Origin of the sequence: Micromonospora sp. NPDC049089 (assembly GCF_040648775.1) — a bacterium.
In the GTDB taxonomy this organism is placed as follows: Bacteria; Actinomycetota; Actinomycetes; order Mycobacteriales; family Micromonosporaceae; genus Micromonospora.
This window is the reverse complement of the sequence record NZ_JBEZEH010000192.1, coordinates 1-14,145: the sequence shown is the minus strand read 5'-3', so window position 1 is coordinate 14,145 and position 14,145 is coordinate 1. Positions and strand designations below refer to the sequence as shown.

Annotated in this window: 17 protein-coding genes and 1 riboswitch; of the genes, 9 read left to right on the top strand and 8 right to left on the bottom strand. The window is 71.0% G+C overall.

Features of this window, described 5'->3' with window-relative positions:
• Positions 1–621: 621 nt before the first annotated feature.
• From dusB to AB0B48_RS26550, 4 genes are all read right to left on the bottom strand, one after another.
• Positions 622–1,794: a tRNA dihydrouridine synthase DusB gene (dusB, locus tag AB0B48_RS26565; RefSeq protein ID WP_357206269.1), complete on the bottom strand. Its 1,173-nt coding sequence runs from the start codon at positions 1,792–1,794 to the stop codon at positions 622–624.
• A gap of 64 nt (positions 1,795–1,858) precedes the next feature.
• Complete coding sequence (locus AB0B48_RS26560; RefSeq protein ID WP_091409675.1) at positions 1,859–3,238, bottom strand: glycine--tRNA ligase; 1,380 nt, start codon at positions 3,236–3,238, stop codon at positions 1,859–1,861.
• 114 nt (positions 3,239–3,352) lie between these two features.
• Positions 3,353–3,832 (bottom strand): hypothetical protein, encoded by a 480-nt coding sequence (locus tag AB0B48_RS26555; RefSeq protein ID WP_112589144.1) that lies wholly within the window; start codon positions 3,830–3,832, stop codon positions 3,353–3,355.
• 24 nt (positions 3,833–3,856) lie between these two features.
• Positions 3,857–4,198: an antibiotic biosynthesis monooxygenase gene (locus tag AB0B48_RS26550; RefSeq protein ID WP_357206266.1), complete on the bottom strand. Its 342-nt coding sequence runs from the start codon at positions 4,196–4,198 to the stop codon at positions 3,857–3,859.
• A gap of 29 nt (positions 4,199–4,227) precedes the next feature.
• Here AB0B48_RS26550 and AB0B48_RS26545 point away from each other — a divergent pair, with 29 nt between their 5' ends.
• The 8 genes from AB0B48_RS26545 (at position 4,228) to AB0B48_RS26510 (ending at position 8,713) form a co-directional block, all read left to right on the top strand.
• Positions 4,228–4,485 carry a hypothetical protein gene (locus AB0B48_RS26545; protein ID WP_357206264.1) on the top strand — a complete coding sequence of 86 codons (258 nt, stop codon included), beginning with the start codon at positions 4,228–4,230 and terminating at the stop codon, positions 4,483–4,485.
• 54 nt (positions 4,486–4,539) lie between these two features.
• Positions 4,540–5,484 carry a metal ABC transporter substrate-binding protein gene (locus tag AB0B48_RS26540; protein ID WP_357206262.1) on the top strand — a complete coding sequence of 315 codons (945 nt, stop codon included), beginning with the start codon at positions 4,540–4,542 and terminating at the stop codon, positions 5,482–5,484.
• A complete protein-coding gene (locus tag AB0B48_RS26535) occupies positions 5,481–6,242 on the top strand; it encodes an ABC transporter ATP-binding protein (RefSeq protein ID WP_357206260.1) in 762 nt (253 codons plus the stop codon). The genes AB0B48_RS26540 and AB0B48_RS26535 overlap by 4 nt, the downstream gene beginning before the upstream one ends.
• Positions 6,243–6,245: 3 nt before the next feature.
• On the top strand, positions 6,246–7,112 hold the full coding sequence (locus tag AB0B48_RS26530; RefSeq protein ID WP_357206258.1) for a metal ABC transporter permease: 867 nt from the start codon (positions 6,246–6,248) through the stop codon (positions 7,110–7,112).
• Positions 7,113–7,155: 43 nt separating this feature from the next.
• Positions 7,156–7,455 carry a metalloregulator ArsR/SmtB family transcription factor gene (locus AB0B48_RS26525; RefSeq protein WP_088988100.1) on the top strand — a complete coding sequence of 100 codons (300 nt, stop codon included), beginning with the start codon at positions 7,156–7,158 and terminating at the stop codon, positions 7,453–7,455.
• The gene (locus AB0B48_RS26520; protein WP_357206256.1) at positions 7,452–7,850 is read left to right on the top strand and encodes a Fur family transcriptional regulator; all 399 of its coding nucleotides are present in this window, start codon (positions 7,452–7,454) and stop codon (positions 7,848–7,850) included. Before AB0B48_RS26525 ends, AB0B48_RS26520 begins: the two co-directional genes overlap by 4 nt.
• A gap of 77 nt (positions 7,851–7,927) precedes the next feature.
• Positions 7,928–8,536 carry a hypothetical protein gene (locus AB0B48_RS26515; protein ID WP_355009249.1) on the top strand — a complete coding sequence of 203 codons (609 nt, stop codon included), beginning with the start codon at positions 7,928–7,930 and terminating at the stop codon, positions 8,534–8,536.
• Between the two features lie 9 nt (positions 8,537–8,545).
• On the top strand, positions 8,546–8,713 hold the full coding sequence (locus AB0B48_RS26510; protein WP_355009250.1) for a hypothetical protein: 168 nt from the start codon (positions 8,546–8,548) through the stop codon (positions 8,711–8,713).
• A gap of 94 nt (positions 8,714–8,807) precedes the next feature.
• Here AB0B48_RS26510 and AB0B48_RS26505 read toward each other — a convergent pair whose 3' ends face one another.
• The 4 genes from AB0B48_RS26505 to AB0B48_RS26490 all read right to left on the bottom strand — a co-directional run bounded on the left by AB0B48_RS26505 (position 8,808) and on the right by AB0B48_RS26490 (position 13,166).
• Entirely contained in the window at positions 8,808–10,805 is a 1,998-nt protein-coding gene (locus AB0B48_RS26505) for an acyl-CoA dehydrogenase family protein (protein WP_357206254.1), read from the bottom strand.
• Positions 10,806–10,891: 86 nt separating this feature from the next.
• Positions 10,892–11,395 carry a DUF6328 family protein gene (locus tag AB0B48_RS26500; protein ID WP_357206252.1) on the bottom strand — a complete coding sequence of 168 codons (504 nt, stop codon included), beginning with the start codon at positions 11,393–11,395 and terminating at the stop codon, positions 10,892–10,894.
• Between the two features lie 137 nt (positions 11,396–11,532).
• Positions 11,533–12,282, bottom strand: a complete 750-nt coding sequence (locus AB0B48_RS26495; RefSeq protein WP_357206250.1) for an SIS domain-containing protein — start codon at positions 12,280–12,282, stop codon at positions 11,533–11,535.
• Positions 12,283–12,335: 53 nt separating this feature from the next.
• Positions 12,336–13,166 carry an alpha/beta fold hydrolase gene (locus tag AB0B48_RS26490; protein WP_357206248.1) on the bottom strand — a complete coding sequence of 277 codons (831 nt, stop codon included), beginning with the start codon at positions 13,164–13,166 and terminating at the stop codon, positions 12,336–12,338.
• 107 nt (positions 13,167–13,273) lie between these two features.
• Positions 13,274–13,378: riboswitch (TPP riboswitch) on the top strand.
• A 74-nt stretch (positions 13,379–13,452) separates the two neighbouring features.
• On the opposite strand from AB0B48_RS26490, the gene AB0B48_RS26485 reads away from it, so the two are divergent.
• On the top strand, positions 13,453–14,046 hold the full coding sequence (locus AB0B48_RS26485) for an ECF transporter S component (RefSeq protein ID WP_210786970.1): 594 nt from the start codon (positions 13,453–13,455) through the stop codon (positions 14,044–14,046).
• The last annotated feature ends 99 nt before the right edge of the window (positions 14,047–14,145 follow it).

The window sequence follows — 14,145 nt, the reverse complement described above, 5'->3', positions numbered from 1 at the left end:
CCCGCGCCCCGCGCCCCGCGCCCCGCGCCCCGCGCCCCGCGCCCCGCGCCCCGCGCCCCGCGCCCCGCGCCCCGCGCCCAAGATCCGAGCAGGATCCCCAATGTTGCTGCCTCCGACTCGCCGGAGACCGCAAGATCCCTGATATTGCGCGGATCTCGGCGACGAGTACCCGGCGCGGGTCCGTTGGTTGCGTCACGGGTCCTTTGGAGCTGATGTCGTAGACGAATCAGCGTCGCCAGGGCAGCCGCGAAGCAACGTCGCAACGGAACTTACAGGGCAACACGGTGACGGCACCGTAGGGCAACTCACCACGGCAATCGCAGGGCATCACGGTGACGGCAACACTGTGGTGGTAGCCGCAGAGCAACAAGCGGTGGCGGCAGCCACAGAGCAACAAGCGGTCGCGGCAGCCACAGAGCAACAAGCGGTCGCGGCAGCCGCAGGGCAGCGCGAGTCAGTGGCACCGCCGGACGGCGCACGGCCGAGCCCAGGTCATGACTCGTTTACGACATCAGCTCGATAGCGTGCCGCACCCCTACGTCCACCCCTGCTCCCGGCCGGAACCGGGCCGGGAGCCTGCGAAGAAGATCCGACGGCGACGACCCCACGAGGGTCGAGGACTCAGCCGCCGGAGTCGTCCATCTCGGCACCCTCGGGGACCGTGTCGTCGTCCCGGCTGGCCAGCCAACCCTCCGGCAGGAAGACCTTGCCGGGCGAGTTGGTACGCCCGCGCGGCTGCCCGAGGGCGGTCATCGGGAACGGCTCCGCCGGGTCGAGCTTGCCGAGCAGGTCGTCGAGCTGGGCCAGGCTTTCGATCATCGCCAGCGAGCGCCGCAGCTCACCGCCGACGGGGAAGCCCTTGAGGTACCAGGCGACGTGCTTGCGGAAGTCGGTGCAGCCGTCGCGTTCACCTCGGGCCGGGTTGCGGGCGCCGGCAGTGAACTGGTCGACCAGCAGCTCGGCGTGCCGGCGCATGGTCACGGCCACCTCGCCGAGGGTGGGTAGCCGCCGCTCCGGCCGACCGTTGAAGGCGGCCTCCAGGTCGGCGAAGAGCCACGGCCGGCCCAGGCAGCCGCGCCCGATGACCACGCCGTCGACGCCGGTGTGGGCCACCATGCGCAGCGCGTCGTCGGCTTCCCAGATGTCGCCGTTGCCGAGCACCGGCACATCGAGGGCCTGCTTCAGGGTGGCGATCGCGTCCCAGTCGGCGGTGCCCGAGTAGCGCTGCGAGGCCGTGCGCCCGTGCAGGGCCACCGCTGCCACGCCGGCCTCCTGGGCGGCGAGCCCGGCTTCGACGTACGTCAGGTGGTCGTCGTCGATGCCCTTGCGCATCTTGACAGTGACCGGCACGCCGGACGGTGCCGCGGCGGCCACCGCGGCCCGCACGAGTCGCGCGAAGAGCCGCCGCCGCCACGGCAGCGCCGCGCCGCCACCGCGCCGGGTGACCTTCGGGACCGGGCAGCCGAAGTTGAGGTCGATGTGATCGGCCAGGTTGCGCTCGACGACGATCCGCACGGCGGCGGCGGTGATCTCCGGATCGGTGCCGTAGAGCTGGAGACTGCGGGGCTTCTCGTCGTCGCCGAACGCGATCATGCGCAGCGTCTTCGGGTTGCGCTCGACAAGCGCCCGAGTGGTGATCATCTCGCAGACGTAGATGCCGCCGCCCTGCTCGCGACAGAGCCGACGGAACCCGATGTTGGTGATCCCAGCCATCGGCGCGAGCACGACCGGCGGCAACACCTGGTGCTGGCCGAGAGTCAGCGGGCGCAGCGCGGGCACGGTCGAGGCAGTCACCGGACAAGTGTACGGGGCCCCGACCGGCGCTCATCGCGTCGGCCGAGGCCCCGTACGCAGAGTCTCAGCAGCCCGGGAGACGCTCGATCAGGTAGCGCTCGACCTGGTCCAGGGAGACGCGCTCCTGGGCCATGGTGTCCCGGTTGCGCACCGTCACCGCGTTGTCGTCAAGGGTGTCGAAGTCGACGGTGACGCAGAACGGGGTGCCGATCTCGTCCTGCCGCCGGTAGCGACGCCCGATCGCCTGCGAGTCGTCGAACTCCACCACCCAGCGCTTGCGCAGCAGGGTCGCGAGATCCTTGGCCTTGGGCGACAGCGCCTCGTTGCGGGACAGCGGCAGCACCGCCACCTTGACCGGGGCGAGCCTCGGGTCGAACCGCATCACGGTGCGCTTGTCCACGCCGCCCTTGGTGTTCGGCGCCTCGTCCTCGTCGTACGCCTCCAGCAGGAAGGCCAGCACCGCGCGGGTCAGACCCGCGGCCGGCTCGATGACGTACGGCATCCAGCGCTCACTCTTGCTCTGGTCGAAGTACGACAGGTCGACGCCGGAGTGCTTGCTGTGCGTGGAGAGGTCGAAGTCGGTGCGGTTGGCGACACCCTCAAGCTCGGCGAACTCGGTGCCACCGAACTGGAAGCGGTACTCGATGTCCACGGTCCGCTTCGAGTAGTGCGACAGCTTCTCCTTGGGGTGCTCGAACAGCCGCAGATTGTCCGCCGAGAGGCCGAGGTCGAGGTACCAGTTCCAGCGCTCCTGGAGCCAGTACTCGTGCCACTGCTCGTCGGTGCCCGGCTCGACGAAGAACTCCATCTCCATCTGCTCGAACTCTCGGGTCCGGAAGATGAAGTTGCCCGGGGTGATCTCGTTGCGGAACGACTTGCCGGTCTGCGCGATGCCGAACGGGGGCTTCTTGCGGGCGACCGTCTCGACGTTCTTGTAGTTGACGAAGATGCCCTGCGCGGTCTCCGGGCGCAGGTAGTGCAGCCCCTCGTCGCTCTCCACCGGGCCCAGGTAGGTCTTCATCAGGCCGTTGAACATCTTCGGCTCGGTGAAGGTGCCCTTGTTGCCGCAGTTGGGGCAGTTCAGCTCGGCCAGCGAGGTGAGCGGCTTGCCGTGCTTCTCGGCGTACGCCTCTTCCAGGTGGTCAGCCCGGAACCGCTTGTGACAGAACTGGCACTCGGTGAGCGGGTCGACGAACTCGGCGATGTGGCCGGACGCCTCCCACACCTTGCGGGACAGGATCACCGCGGAGTCCAGGCCGACAACGTCGTCGCGCTGCTGGACCATCGTCTTCCACCACTGCCGGCGGACGTTCTCCTTGAGCTCCACGCCGAGCGGACCGTAGTCCCACGCCGATCGGGTGCCTCCGTAGATCTCACTGGAGGGGAAGACGAAGCCTCGGCGCTTGGCGAGGCTGACGACGGCGTCGATACGGTCGGCTGGCATGTTTCCTCCTACGCCGGCTGGCGGTCGGCGGGGGCGAGATGTGGATGGAACGGTCGGTTCGGGACAACGGTACGACCACCGTCCCCCCGAGCCCAGCAGAATACCGGGGACGGGTCAGCTGACCTCGCAGACCTCCACGCCGCCGGTCTGCCCGTCCTGCCCGAGGCTGACCTGTTGCCGCTCCCGGTCGCCGCCGTCGAGGGTCACGTCGACCGGCACGGTCAGGTAGGTGGTGTCCACCTCGCCCACCCGGAACGCTGTCACCTGCGGTTCGGCGGCGGCGCGCCGTTCGAACTCCGGCCGGGACTCACGCCGCTGCGCGTCGTCGCAGAGCTGGTCGTACGCCCGCCCGTAGTTCCGCTCGACGAGCGCCTGGTAGTAGTCGCCGGTCACGGTGCGGGCCTGTTCCCGAATGGCCTGGACTCCGCTGACGGCCAGGCCGACGACGGCGGTGCCACCGCCGCCGCAGCAGAGCACCACGGCGAGCGCGCCGACGCCGAGGCCGATCCAGAGCCGAGTCCGGCGGCCCTCGGTGGGCGGCGCGGCGAACGGCGGAGCCACCCCGGGACCGGGTGGCGGGGCGGGTGCGGTCATAGGAGCAGCGTAGTGTCCGGCGGCTCAGCGGTAAGGACCCGCAGCCCGATCACTCTCGGCGACGACCACGGCCCCGCCGGGGGCGGCGGTGGCCAGCGCCTCGTACGCGGAGGGCTCGTCGATGGACTCGGCGAGCAGCGGCACGGCGCTGACCTTGACCTCGAAGGCGCCCAGCGCCCGCCGGTACGTGCCGACCGACTCCCATTCGGTGACCAGTGACCAGTGCCGGGGGTCGTCCAACGCCCGGACCAGTTGGCCGCGCAGGTAGCCGGGCCGGGCGGCCAGCGCGGTGAGGGCGGCGTGCGCCCGTTCGGTGAAGCCGTCGGCGGCATCGACGTCGACCACGAACCGGTTGGTCACCAGCACCGGGGGTTCCTCCTCGTAGAGTCTGTGGGATGCAGCGTACGCAGCGCCCTCTGCTCGCCCGGTTGGCCGGGGCGAACCCGACGTCGGTGTTCCTGCTCACCCTGGTGGTGGTGCTGGTGGCGTTCTTCACGCCCGGGGTGATCGGCGGGCTGCTCACGCTCGCGCTCGCCGGGGTCCTGATCGCCCTGTCGGCGACGACCTGGGCGGTTCAGGCGCCGCAGACCCGGCTGATCCGGCTGGTGATGCTCACCCTGCTGGTGGCTGTGGGTCTCGCGAAGCTCCTCTGACATGCAATCATGCGTTTTTGACAATCATTATCGTTGCCACGGACAGTTGACGACATGACCAACCGCGCCACGTACCGTGTCCTGGCCGCCGCGACCGCCCTCCTTGCCCTGGGCGCTGGAGCCGGCTGCTCCACCGGCGGTGCCGCCGGCGCCGACCCTCAGCGAGTCGACGTGGTGGCCGCGTTCTACCCCCTCCAGTTCCTGGCCGAACGGATCGGCGGCGACGCCGTCCGGGTCACCAACCTGGCCAAGCCCGGCGCCGAGCCGCACGACCTGGAGCTCAACCCGAGCCAGGTCGGAGAGGTCAGCGACGCGGAGCTGATCGTCTACCTCAAGGGGTTCCAGCCGGCCGTGGACGACGCCGTGGCCCAGAACGGCGGCGACCGGGCGTTCGACGTGACGAGCGTGCAACCGCTGTTGGACGCGTCCGCCGGCGGGCACGACCACGAGGGCGAAGAGGGGCACGCCGAAGAAAGCGGCGGCAAGGACCCGCACGTCTGGCTCGACCCGACCCGGCTGGCCGGCATCGGCGACCAGCTCGCCCAGCGGCTCGGCAAGGCCGACCCGGACCACGCCGCCGACTACACCGCCCGGGCGACTGCCCTGCGCGCCGACCTGACGACACTGGACGGCGAGTTCAAGCACGGTCTGGCGACCTGCCAGCGGCGGGAGATCGTGACCAGCCACGCCGCGTTCGGGTACCTCGCCGACCGCTACCAGCTCGACCAGGTCGGCATCACCGGGCTGAGCCCGGACGTCGAGCCCTCGCCGCAGCGCCTCGCGCACGTGATCGAGGAGGCCAAGGAGCACCAGGCCACCACGATCTTCTTCGAGACCCTGGTCAGCCCCAAGGTGGCCGAGACCATCGCCGGTCAGGTCGGCGCGAAGACCGCCGTGCTCGACCCGATCGAAGGGCTCGCCGCCGGCAGCAACGGGGACTACCTTTCGGTGATGCGCACCAACCTGCGGACCCTGCAGACGGCCTTGAGCTGCTCGTGACCTCACCTGTCATCACCGTCGAGCACGGGGTGGTCGGCTACGACGGTCGCCCCGTGCTCCGGGACATCTCGCTCACCGTGACCGCCGGCGAGGTGGTCGCGATCCTCGGCGCCAACGGCTCGGGCAAGTCCACCCTGATCCGCGCCGTGCTCGGGCTGGTGCCGATCAGCGCCGGCTCGGTCACCCTCTTCGACCGGCCGTTGCGCCGGTTCCGGCAGTGGGCACGCATCGGGTACGTCCCACAGCGCCTGGGCGCCGGCGGCGGCGTACCGGCGACCGTCCGGGAGGTGGTGGCCTCCGGCCGGCTGGCCCGTCGGGGGGTGCTTCGTCCGCCGGGTCGAGCCGACCGGACCGCCGTCGACGCGGCGCTGGGCGCGGTCGGGCTCGCCGACCGGGCCGGTGACCCGGTGTCCACGCTCTCCGGCGGCCAGCAGCAGCGCACCCTGATCGCCCGTGCCCTGGCCGGCCAGCCGGAGCTGCTGGTGCTCGACGAGCCCACCGCCGGGGTGGACGCGGCCAGCCAGGAGGCCTTCGCCGGCGCGCTGCGCGATTTCGTCGCCGACGGCGGAACGGTGCTGCTCGTCGCCCACGAGCTGGGCCCGCTGCGACCGGTGATCAGCCGGGCCGTCGTCGTCCATGAGGGTCGCATCGCCCACGACGGCGCGGTGCCCGACCCGGCCGGCCATCACGCGGAACCCGACCACGACCACGTGCACCCGCACTGCTACGACGAGCCCGCTGGGCTGTGGAGCAACTGACCCATGGAACTCTTCCAGTACCCCTACATGCAGCGCGCCCTGATCGGCGCGCTGGTGATCGGCCTGGCCGCGCCGGCGCTCGGCATCTACCTGGTGCAGCGCCGGCTGGCGTTGATCGGCGATGGTGTGGGGCACGTGGCGCTGACCGGCGTCGGCGCGGGGTTGCTGCTCAACCGCTCCCCGGTGCTGGTCGCGGTGATCGCCGCCACCATCGGCGCGATCGCCATCGAGATCGTCCGGGCCCGTGGGCGTACCTCCGGTGATCTGGCTCTGGCTCTGCTCTTCTACGGCGGCATCGCGGGTGGCGTACTCCTGGTCGGCCTCTCCGACGCGACCAGCGCGAACCTCAACGCCTACCTGTTCGGGTCGCTGACCACCATCTCGCCCGCCGACCTGACCACCATCGCGGTGCTCGGCGCGGCGATCCTGGTCACGATGATCGCGTTGCGGCCGGCGCTCTTCGCGGTCAGTCACGACGAGGAGTACGCCCGGGTCTCCGGTCTGCCGGTCCGCACGCTGAACCTGCTGATCGCGGTCGCCACAGCGGTCACCGTGACCATCGCCATGCGGGCCGTCGGCGTGCTGCTGATCAGCGCGCTGATGGTGGTGCCGGTTGCCACCGCCCAGCAGGTCACCCGGGGTTTCCGCAGCACGATGGCCGCCGCGATGGCGCTCGGGCTCTTCGCCGCCGGCTCGGGTGTCTGGGTGGCGGCCACGGCGGACACCGCGCCGGGCGCCTCGGTGGTGCTGGTGGCGATCGCCTCGTTCCTGGTGGTGGCCGTGGCCGGCGCTGTCTGGCGGGTCGTGCGCCGCCGGACGACGCCGACCGCCGTACCGACACCGGAACCTCACGAGGTCGTGCTGAGCTGAGCCTGGTCAGCGCGACGTCGGTGGTATTGGTTACCGTTGCAGGATGACCAGCGCGACGGGCTACGACGGGTTCGACGGGGCCAGCGAACTGCTCCGCGCCCTGTCCGCTCCCATTCGGCTGGCCATCGTCAGCGAGCTGGCCGACGGCGAGCGGTGCGTGCACGAGTTGGTGGAGAAGCTCGGCGCGGCGCAACCGCTGGTCTCCCAGCACCTGCGGGTGTTGCGCGGAGCGGGCGTGGTGCGCGGCTCCCGCCGAGGCCGGGAGATCGCCTACAGCCTGGTCGACGAGCACGTCGCGCACATCGTGGCGGACGCGGTCAGCCACGCCGGGGAGGGATCATGAGCGAGAGCACCGCCGCGGTGCGCAACACCCGGCAGCGTTCGGCGGTGAGCGCGCTGCTGGGCGAGATGGAGGGCTTCCACAGCGCCCAGGACCTGCACGCGATGCTGCGGCAGCGCGGCGAGCGGGTCGGCCTGACCACCGTCTACCGCACCCTCCAGGGGCTCGCCGACGCCGGTGAGATCGACGTGATGCGTCCGCCGGGCGGCGAGCACCTCTACCGCCGGTGCAGCGAGGGGCACCACCACCACCTGGTCTGCCGGGTGTGCGGGCGTACGGTCGAGGTGGCCGGCCCGGCCGTGGAAAGCTGGGCGGACCGGGTCGCCGCGCAGCACGGCTACGCCGACGTCAGCCACACCCTGGAAATCTTCGGCACCTGCCCGACCTGCCCGCGCTGACCACCGGCCCGGTCGGTCGCGATCCGGGCTCACTTCACGGGTGCCCCGCCAAGGCCGTTCGTGACACGCTGTCCGGCGTGAAGATCTATGCCGATCGGTTTCCGACAGCCGCCCGTCAGTTGCTCACCGACCTGCTCGTCGTCGCCTGGGTGTACGTGGCGATCCGCGGCGCGCTGTGGCTGCACGACCTGGTGCAGAAGCTCGCCGTACCCGGACAGAAGCTGGAGGGCGCGGGCAGCGGCCTCGCCGACAACCTCGCCGAAGCCGGCGGCAAGGTCGGCCGGGTGCCACTGGTCGGCGACGAGCTGACCGCTCCGTTCCGGCAGGCCGCCGACGCGGCCCGTGGGCTGGCCGACGCCGGCCGCGACCAGCAGCACCTGGTCGATCAGCTCGCCCTCGCCCTCGCCGTCGCGGTGCTGATCTTCCCGCTCGGCATCGTGCTCTTCGGTTGGTTGCCGCTGCGGCTGCGCTGGATGCGCCGAGCCGGGTCGGCCGCGAAGCTGGCCGTCGGGCCGGCCGGCCGGGATCTGCTCGCCCTGCGCGCCCTGGCCACCCAGCCGCTGGGCCAACTGACCCGGATCGGCCCGGACGTCGCTGAGGCGTGGCGGCGCGGCGACGACGCGACAGTCGACGCCCTGGCCGCTCTGGAGCTGCGCCAACTCGGTCTACGCAGCCGGGGCCGCTAAAGTCGTCGGGTGTTCTACTTCCTCGTCGTCATCGCCGTCCTGCTGCTCGGCTACGCCGCTGTCCTGGTCTCCTTCCTGCGCCGGGGCAAGAAGATTCCACCTGCGGCGTACCTGGCCCTGGCCGGGCTCAACGGTCTGATCCTGGCGGGGGTGCTGGCCTGGGCGGTCGCCCGCTGACCGAAGCCGCCGACCCGCGCCGCGGCCAACCCCTGCCGACCCGTACCCCGGTCAACCCCTGCCGACCCGCACCCCGGCCGACCCGCGGCGGGGTTTACGGCTTTGGCGGGATGCGGCGGCGGACGTCCTCGGAGGTGGACGGACCGGGCGACCACGGGGCCACCCAGGGCAGCTCCTCGGACGGGGTGAGCACGCCCTCCTCCAGGCTCGCGTAGCGCCCGGCGAGGATGCGCTTCGCGGCAGCGGTGTCGACCGAGTCGGTGTTGTCCCAGAGGCCGGCGAACAGGACGTCCACCCGCACCCGCGCCTGCCGGCAGAACAGGTCGGCCAGCTCGACGTTCTCCGGGCGGGTGTCCCGTTCGGCGGAGGCCCGGACGCAGACCGCGGACATCGCGAACAACTCGGCGCCGATGTCCACCACCCGGCCGAGGAACGCCTGCTTGCGCTCCATCTTTCCCTGCCAGCGGGACATCGCGTAGAACGTCGACCGGGCCAGCTTGCGCGACGACCGCTCCACCTGGCGCAGGTGCGCGGCGAGCGGGCCGAACTCGGCGTACGCCGAAGGGCTCTGCCCTCGACCGACGGCGAGGGTGGGCAGCCACTTCGCGTAGAAGGCGCCCGCTCGTGCGCCGGCTCGGGCCTTGCGGCCAAGCCCCGCGTCCGGGTCGATGATGTCGCCGGCCACCGACAGGTGGGCGTCGACCGCCTCCCGCGCGATCAGCAGGTGCATGATCTCGGTGGAACCCTCGAAGATCCGGTTGATCCGCAGGTCGCGCAGCATCTGCTCGACGGCGGCCGGGCGTTCGCCGCGGGCGGCCAGTGAGTCGGCCGTCTCGTAGCCGCGACCACCTCGGATCTGGATCAGCTCGTCGGCGATCTTCCAGGCCATCTCGCTGGCGTACAGCTTGACGAGTGCCGCCTCGATCCGGATGTCGTTGCGGTCGTCGTCGGCGAGCAGGCAGCAGAGGTCGAGCATCGTCTCCATGCCGTACGTGGTGGCGGCGATGAAGGAGAGTTTCTGCGCGACCGCCTCGTGCTCGCCCACCGGCCGTCCCCACTGGACCCGGTCGGCGGCCCACCCTCGGGCCACGTTCAATGCCCACTTGCCGGCGCCCACACACATGGCCGGCAGTGAGAGCCGGCCGGTGTTCAGAGTGGTCAGGGCGATTTTCAGCCCCTTGCCCTCGCCGCCGATGACGTTCTCGGCGGGGACGATCACGTCGTGGAACCGGGTCAGGCTGTTCTCCAGCCCGCGCAGGCCGATGAACTCGTTGCGCCGCTCGACGGTGATGCCGGGGCTGTCGCCGTCCACCACGAACGCGGTGATGCCGCCCCGACGTCCCTGCGTGGCCGGCACCCGGGCCATCACCACCAGCAGGGTGGCCACGATGCCGTTGGTGGCCCAGAGCTTCACCCCGTTGAGCCGGTAACCGGTGCCGTCCTCGGTCGGCTCCGCGATGGTGGCCAGCCGGGCCGGGTCGGAGCCGACGTCCGGCTCGGTGAGCAGGAACGCGGACACCTCACCGGCGGCGAGCCGGGGCAGGAAGCGTTGCTTCTGCTCGGGGGTGCCGAACATCTTCAGTGGCTGCGGCACCCCGATCGACTGGTGCGCCGAGAGCAGCGCGCCGATGGCCGGGCTGACCGAGCCGGCCAGCATGAGCGCTCGGCAGTAGTGCAGGTTGCTCAGCCCGAGCCCGCCGTACTTCCGGTCGATCTTCATGCCGAACGCGCCGAGGTCGGCCAGGCCGTGGAACACCGAGTCGGGTATGGACGCGTCCCGCTCGATGGCCTCACCATCCACCTCGGAGGTCAGGAAGGCGCGGAACCGACCAAGGAACTCCTCCGCGCGAGCCACGTCGTCCGGGTCGGATCGGGGCCACGGGTCGATCAGGTCGAGCCGGAACCGGCCGAGGAACAGCTCCTTGCCGAAGCTGGGCCGGTCCCAGGTGGATTCGCGGGCGGCCTCGGCGACCTGCCGGGCTTCCTTCTCGGTGACCTGCCCGGCTTCGGCGGGCAGCGGCGCGGCGGCACCGGCCGTGGGTTCGGAGTCGGGGCCGTCCGGTGCCGGTCGGCCGTTCTGCGTCGTGGTCACGGCTGCCCCCTCGAAGCTCGATGCGGCTACCGTCACGCTACCCCCGGTTGTTACCCAGGGGTAGCGCTGCGTGTAGATCGACGCGGTCAGCGTTCCTCGATGGTGTCCGGGTCGTCGTCATCGTCGTCGATGTCGTCCTCACCCCAGCTGCGCCGGGCGAACGGCAGCACCATCCAGAAGGTGAGGAACCACAGCCCGGTCAGGGCGCTGAGCAGGAAGGCGATCGGCCGGTCCAGCACGAAGTCGGTGATCAGCAGGACCGCGCTGACCATCGCGATCAGCATGAAGGCGAGGCCGCCGGTCGCCATCCGGTGCGCGAAACGGACCAGCTCCGGTTTACGCCCCTGCCGGAACAGCGCCCGGTGGAACGCCACCGGCGAGATGATCATCGCGGTGGCGGCGGCCGCCGCGAGCAACGCCACGATGTAGACGTCGCGCTGGAACTCAGTGGTCTCGTTGAACCCGTTACTGAACGGCAGGGTGAGCAGGAAGGCGAAGAGGATCTGCACGCCGGTCTGGGCGACCCGCAACTCCTGCAGCAGGTCGGCGAAGTTGCGCTGCCAGCGCTGCTTCTCGGTCTCCTTGGACACGCGCTACCTCCGGTGAGACGCTACTGCCGGCGGTCCCGCCCGCCGGCAGCAACGCCAATGCCCCACCCGGCCGAGCGCGAAACAGGTTCACGACACCTGTCGTTCATCTCGGCGACGCACGTCGGCCGCCGGCGGCGTCAGGACCCGCGTCGGATCCGGCCGGCGTACCGCGCTTCCAGCGCGTTGTTGTGCGCGTCGCCGTCCGGGATGTTCGCCGACAGGTAGACCGGGGGCCGCTCCCCCGCCGCCAGCAACCGCGCCACCACCTCCACTGTCACCTGCTGCGCCAGCAGCGCCGCGGTGATCGAGGAGACCGCGCCGACCGCGCCACCACCGGGCAGGGGCAGCGTCGCGTCGCCGTACGGCGCACCGTTGTCGAGCACCACGTCGGCGAGGTCGCTCAGCTTGCGCCCGGACGGGTGCCGGGAGGCCATTCGGCCGGAGTGCCGCGCCGAGGTGATCGCCACCAGCCCGTGACCGTGCTCCTTCACCAGCGTGGCGAACTCCACCATCGCGCCGTTGACGCCGGAGTTCGAGGCGAGCACGAAGACATCGGTGGGGCGCACCGGGGCCAGCTCGTAGAGGCGGTGCGCGACGGCCGGGTCCCGTTCCAGCAGCGGGCCCAACCGGTCGGCCGGTTCGCCGCCGAGCAGCACCAGGTCGCGTAGCGCGATCCGGTTGGTCGGCACCAGACCACCCGCCCGTCCGGCGATCTCCATGGCGAGGGCCTCCGAGTGCCCGGTGCCGAACGCGTGCACCACGCCGTCGGCTCGGACGGCCTCGGCGATCAGGTCGGCGGCCCGCCCCACCGCCTCCCGCTGACTGGCGGCCACCCGGCCGATCGTCTCGGTCACCACGGCCAGGTAGTCCTCGGCACTCACCGTCATACGTCCTCCGTCGTTCGATTGCGGGCCAGCAGCCCGTTGGTGTCCACTGCTGCTCAGGCTGTCCCGCCGGCTCGGGCCAGGATCGCCTCGGCGAGCGGGGCCGGTGCCGCGTCCGGGATCCAGTGACTCACCCCGGGCAGCTGCACGAAGCGGTAGTCGCCGGTGACGTTCTCCGCGCACGCCTCGGCGGCGGTCCGGCCGATGGCGACGTCCCGGTCACTCCAGACGTACGTGGTGGGCACCGCGACCGGGCCGACGCCGGCCAGGTCGGCGCGGGACATCGCCCGGTACCAGTTCAGCGCGGCCGTCAGCGCACCCGGCTCACGCATCGGGTCGGCGTACCGGTTCACCCGGGAGGTGTCGCCCACCCCGCCGAGCATCTTGCGCAGCGCGGTGGCGTGCCACGCCAGCAGGACCTTCTCCGCTTTTTCGGGCTTGCGGAACAGGGCGATGTACGACGAGCGGGCCTTCTGTTGGGCGTCGTTGCTCAGGGCGTACGCCATGGCCGCCGGATGCGGTACGGACACGGCGGTCAGCGTGTGGACCCGCTCGGGGTGCCCGGCGGCGACCGCCCAGGCCACGATCGCACCCCAGTCGTGGCCGACCAGGTGCACGGCGTCCAGCCCGAGCGCGTCGAGCACCGCCACCACGTCGGTGACGAGTTCGGGAATCCGGTAGTCGGCCACCACCGTGGGCCGGGCGCCGGGTGAGTAACCGCGCTGGTCCAGCGCGTACGTGCGCAGCCCGCCCGCGTGCAGCGCCGGCACCACGTCGTCCCACTCGCCGCTGTGCTGGGGGAAACCGTGCAGCAGCAGGACGGGTACGCCGTCCGTCGGACCGCCGACGGTCACCTCGAACGTGAAGCCTCGCGCGTCAACCCGCATGATCGGAAGCGTACCCAGACGGCGGTCGGCCGCTCGCTCCCGCAGGTCAGGCGGATGCCCTGCTGGGCCCGCGCCCCTGGTCGGTGTTAGCGTCAGCGAGACAACTTCATATCCGACAGGGGAGCGCACAGCGCTGAGAGTGCGGGCACGCCCGCAGACCCTCGAACCTGATCTGGGTAATGCCAGCGCAGGGAGTTCGGTCGACCTCCAGCCGCGCCGCAGTCCGGTGCCACCGGACGCGGCGTGCGTCTTCTCCTGGTTCGCACTCACGAACTGGGAGCACCACATGACATCCACCACTGACACACACCGTTGGCGCACCATCGACATCGTGGTCGCCTCGGTGATCGCGGTCGCCTTCGGCGTCATCTTCTGGGCCTGGGGCCTGGTCTGGAGCGCCACTGAGGGCGCGTTCGCCTTCTTCCCGCCGGCGCAGACGCTGCTCTACGGCGTCTGGCTGATGCCGGCGGTGATCGGCGGGCTGGTCATCCGCAAGCCCGGCGCCGCGCTCTACTGCGAGACCGTGGCCGCGGTCCTGTCCGCGCTGCTGGGCAGCCAGTGGGCCGGCACGGTCATCCCGCAGGGCATCGTGCAGGGCATCGGCGCCGAGCTAGCCTTCGCCGCCTTCCGGTACCGGTCGTTCCGCCTGCCGACCGCGGTGTTCGCGGGCGCGCTGACCGGCCTCAGCGCCGCGCTGTTCGACTTCTTCGTCTGGAACGTCGACTACGCGCTGACCGACTACCGCATCCCGTACGCGCTGCTCACCATCGTCAGCGCCACAGTGATCGCCGGCCTGGGCGGTTGGCTGCTGACGAACGCCCTGGCCAACACCGGCGTCCTGGACCGCTTCCCGGCAGGCCGAAACCGAGCCCTGATCTAACCCCCACCCAACGGCGTTGATCAAGAGGTTTGCGTGGACAAAAACCCAAAAAAATACACCAAAAACAAAATATAAAAAAAAATGAGTTTTTGGGGGGTG

Excerpts from the sequence above, each read along its gene's own strand:
- AB0B48_RS26560 (WP_091409675.1), bottom strand. The coding sequence starts at position 3,238 with ATGCCAGCCGACCGTATCGACGCCGTCGTCAGCCTCGCCAAGCGCCGA.
- AB0B48_RS26555 (WP_112589144.1), bottom strand. The coding sequence starts at position 3,832 with ATGACCGCACCCGCCCCGCCACCCGGTCCCGGGGTGGCTCCGCCGTTC.
- AB0B48_RS26545 (WP_357206264.1), top strand. The coding sequence starts at position 4,228 with ATGCAGCGTACGCAGCGCCCTCTGCTCGCCCGGTTGGCCGGGGCGAAC.
- AB0B48_RS26540 (WP_357206262.1), top strand. The coding sequence starts at position 4,540 with ATGACCAACCGCGCCACGTACCGTGTCCTGGCCGCCGCGACCGCCCTC.
- AB0B48_RS26530 (WP_357206258.1), top strand. The coding sequence starts at position 6,246 with ATGGAACTCTTCCAGTACCCCTACATGCAGCGCGCCCTGATCGGCGCG.
- AB0B48_RS26525 (WP_088988100.1), top strand. The coding sequence starts at position 7,156 with ATGACCAGCGCGACGGGCTACGACGGGTTCGACGGGGCCAGCGAACTG.
- AB0B48_RS26520 (WP_357206256.1), top strand. The coding sequence starts at position 7,452 with ATGAGCGAGAGCACCGCCGCGGTGCGCAACACCCGGCAGCGTTCGGCG.
- AB0B48_RS26495 (WP_357206250.1), bottom strand. The coding sequence starts at position 12,282 with ATGACGGTGAGTGCCGAGGACTACCTGGCCGTGGTGACCGAGACGATC.
- AB0B48_RS26490 (WP_357206248.1), bottom strand. The coding sequence starts at position 13,166 with ATGCGGGTTGACGCGCGAGGCTTCACGTTCGAGGTGACCGTCGGCGGT.
- AB0B48_RS26485 (WP_210786970.1), top strand. The coding sequence starts at position 13,453 with ATGACATCCACCACTGACACACACCGTTGGCGCACCATCGACATCGTG.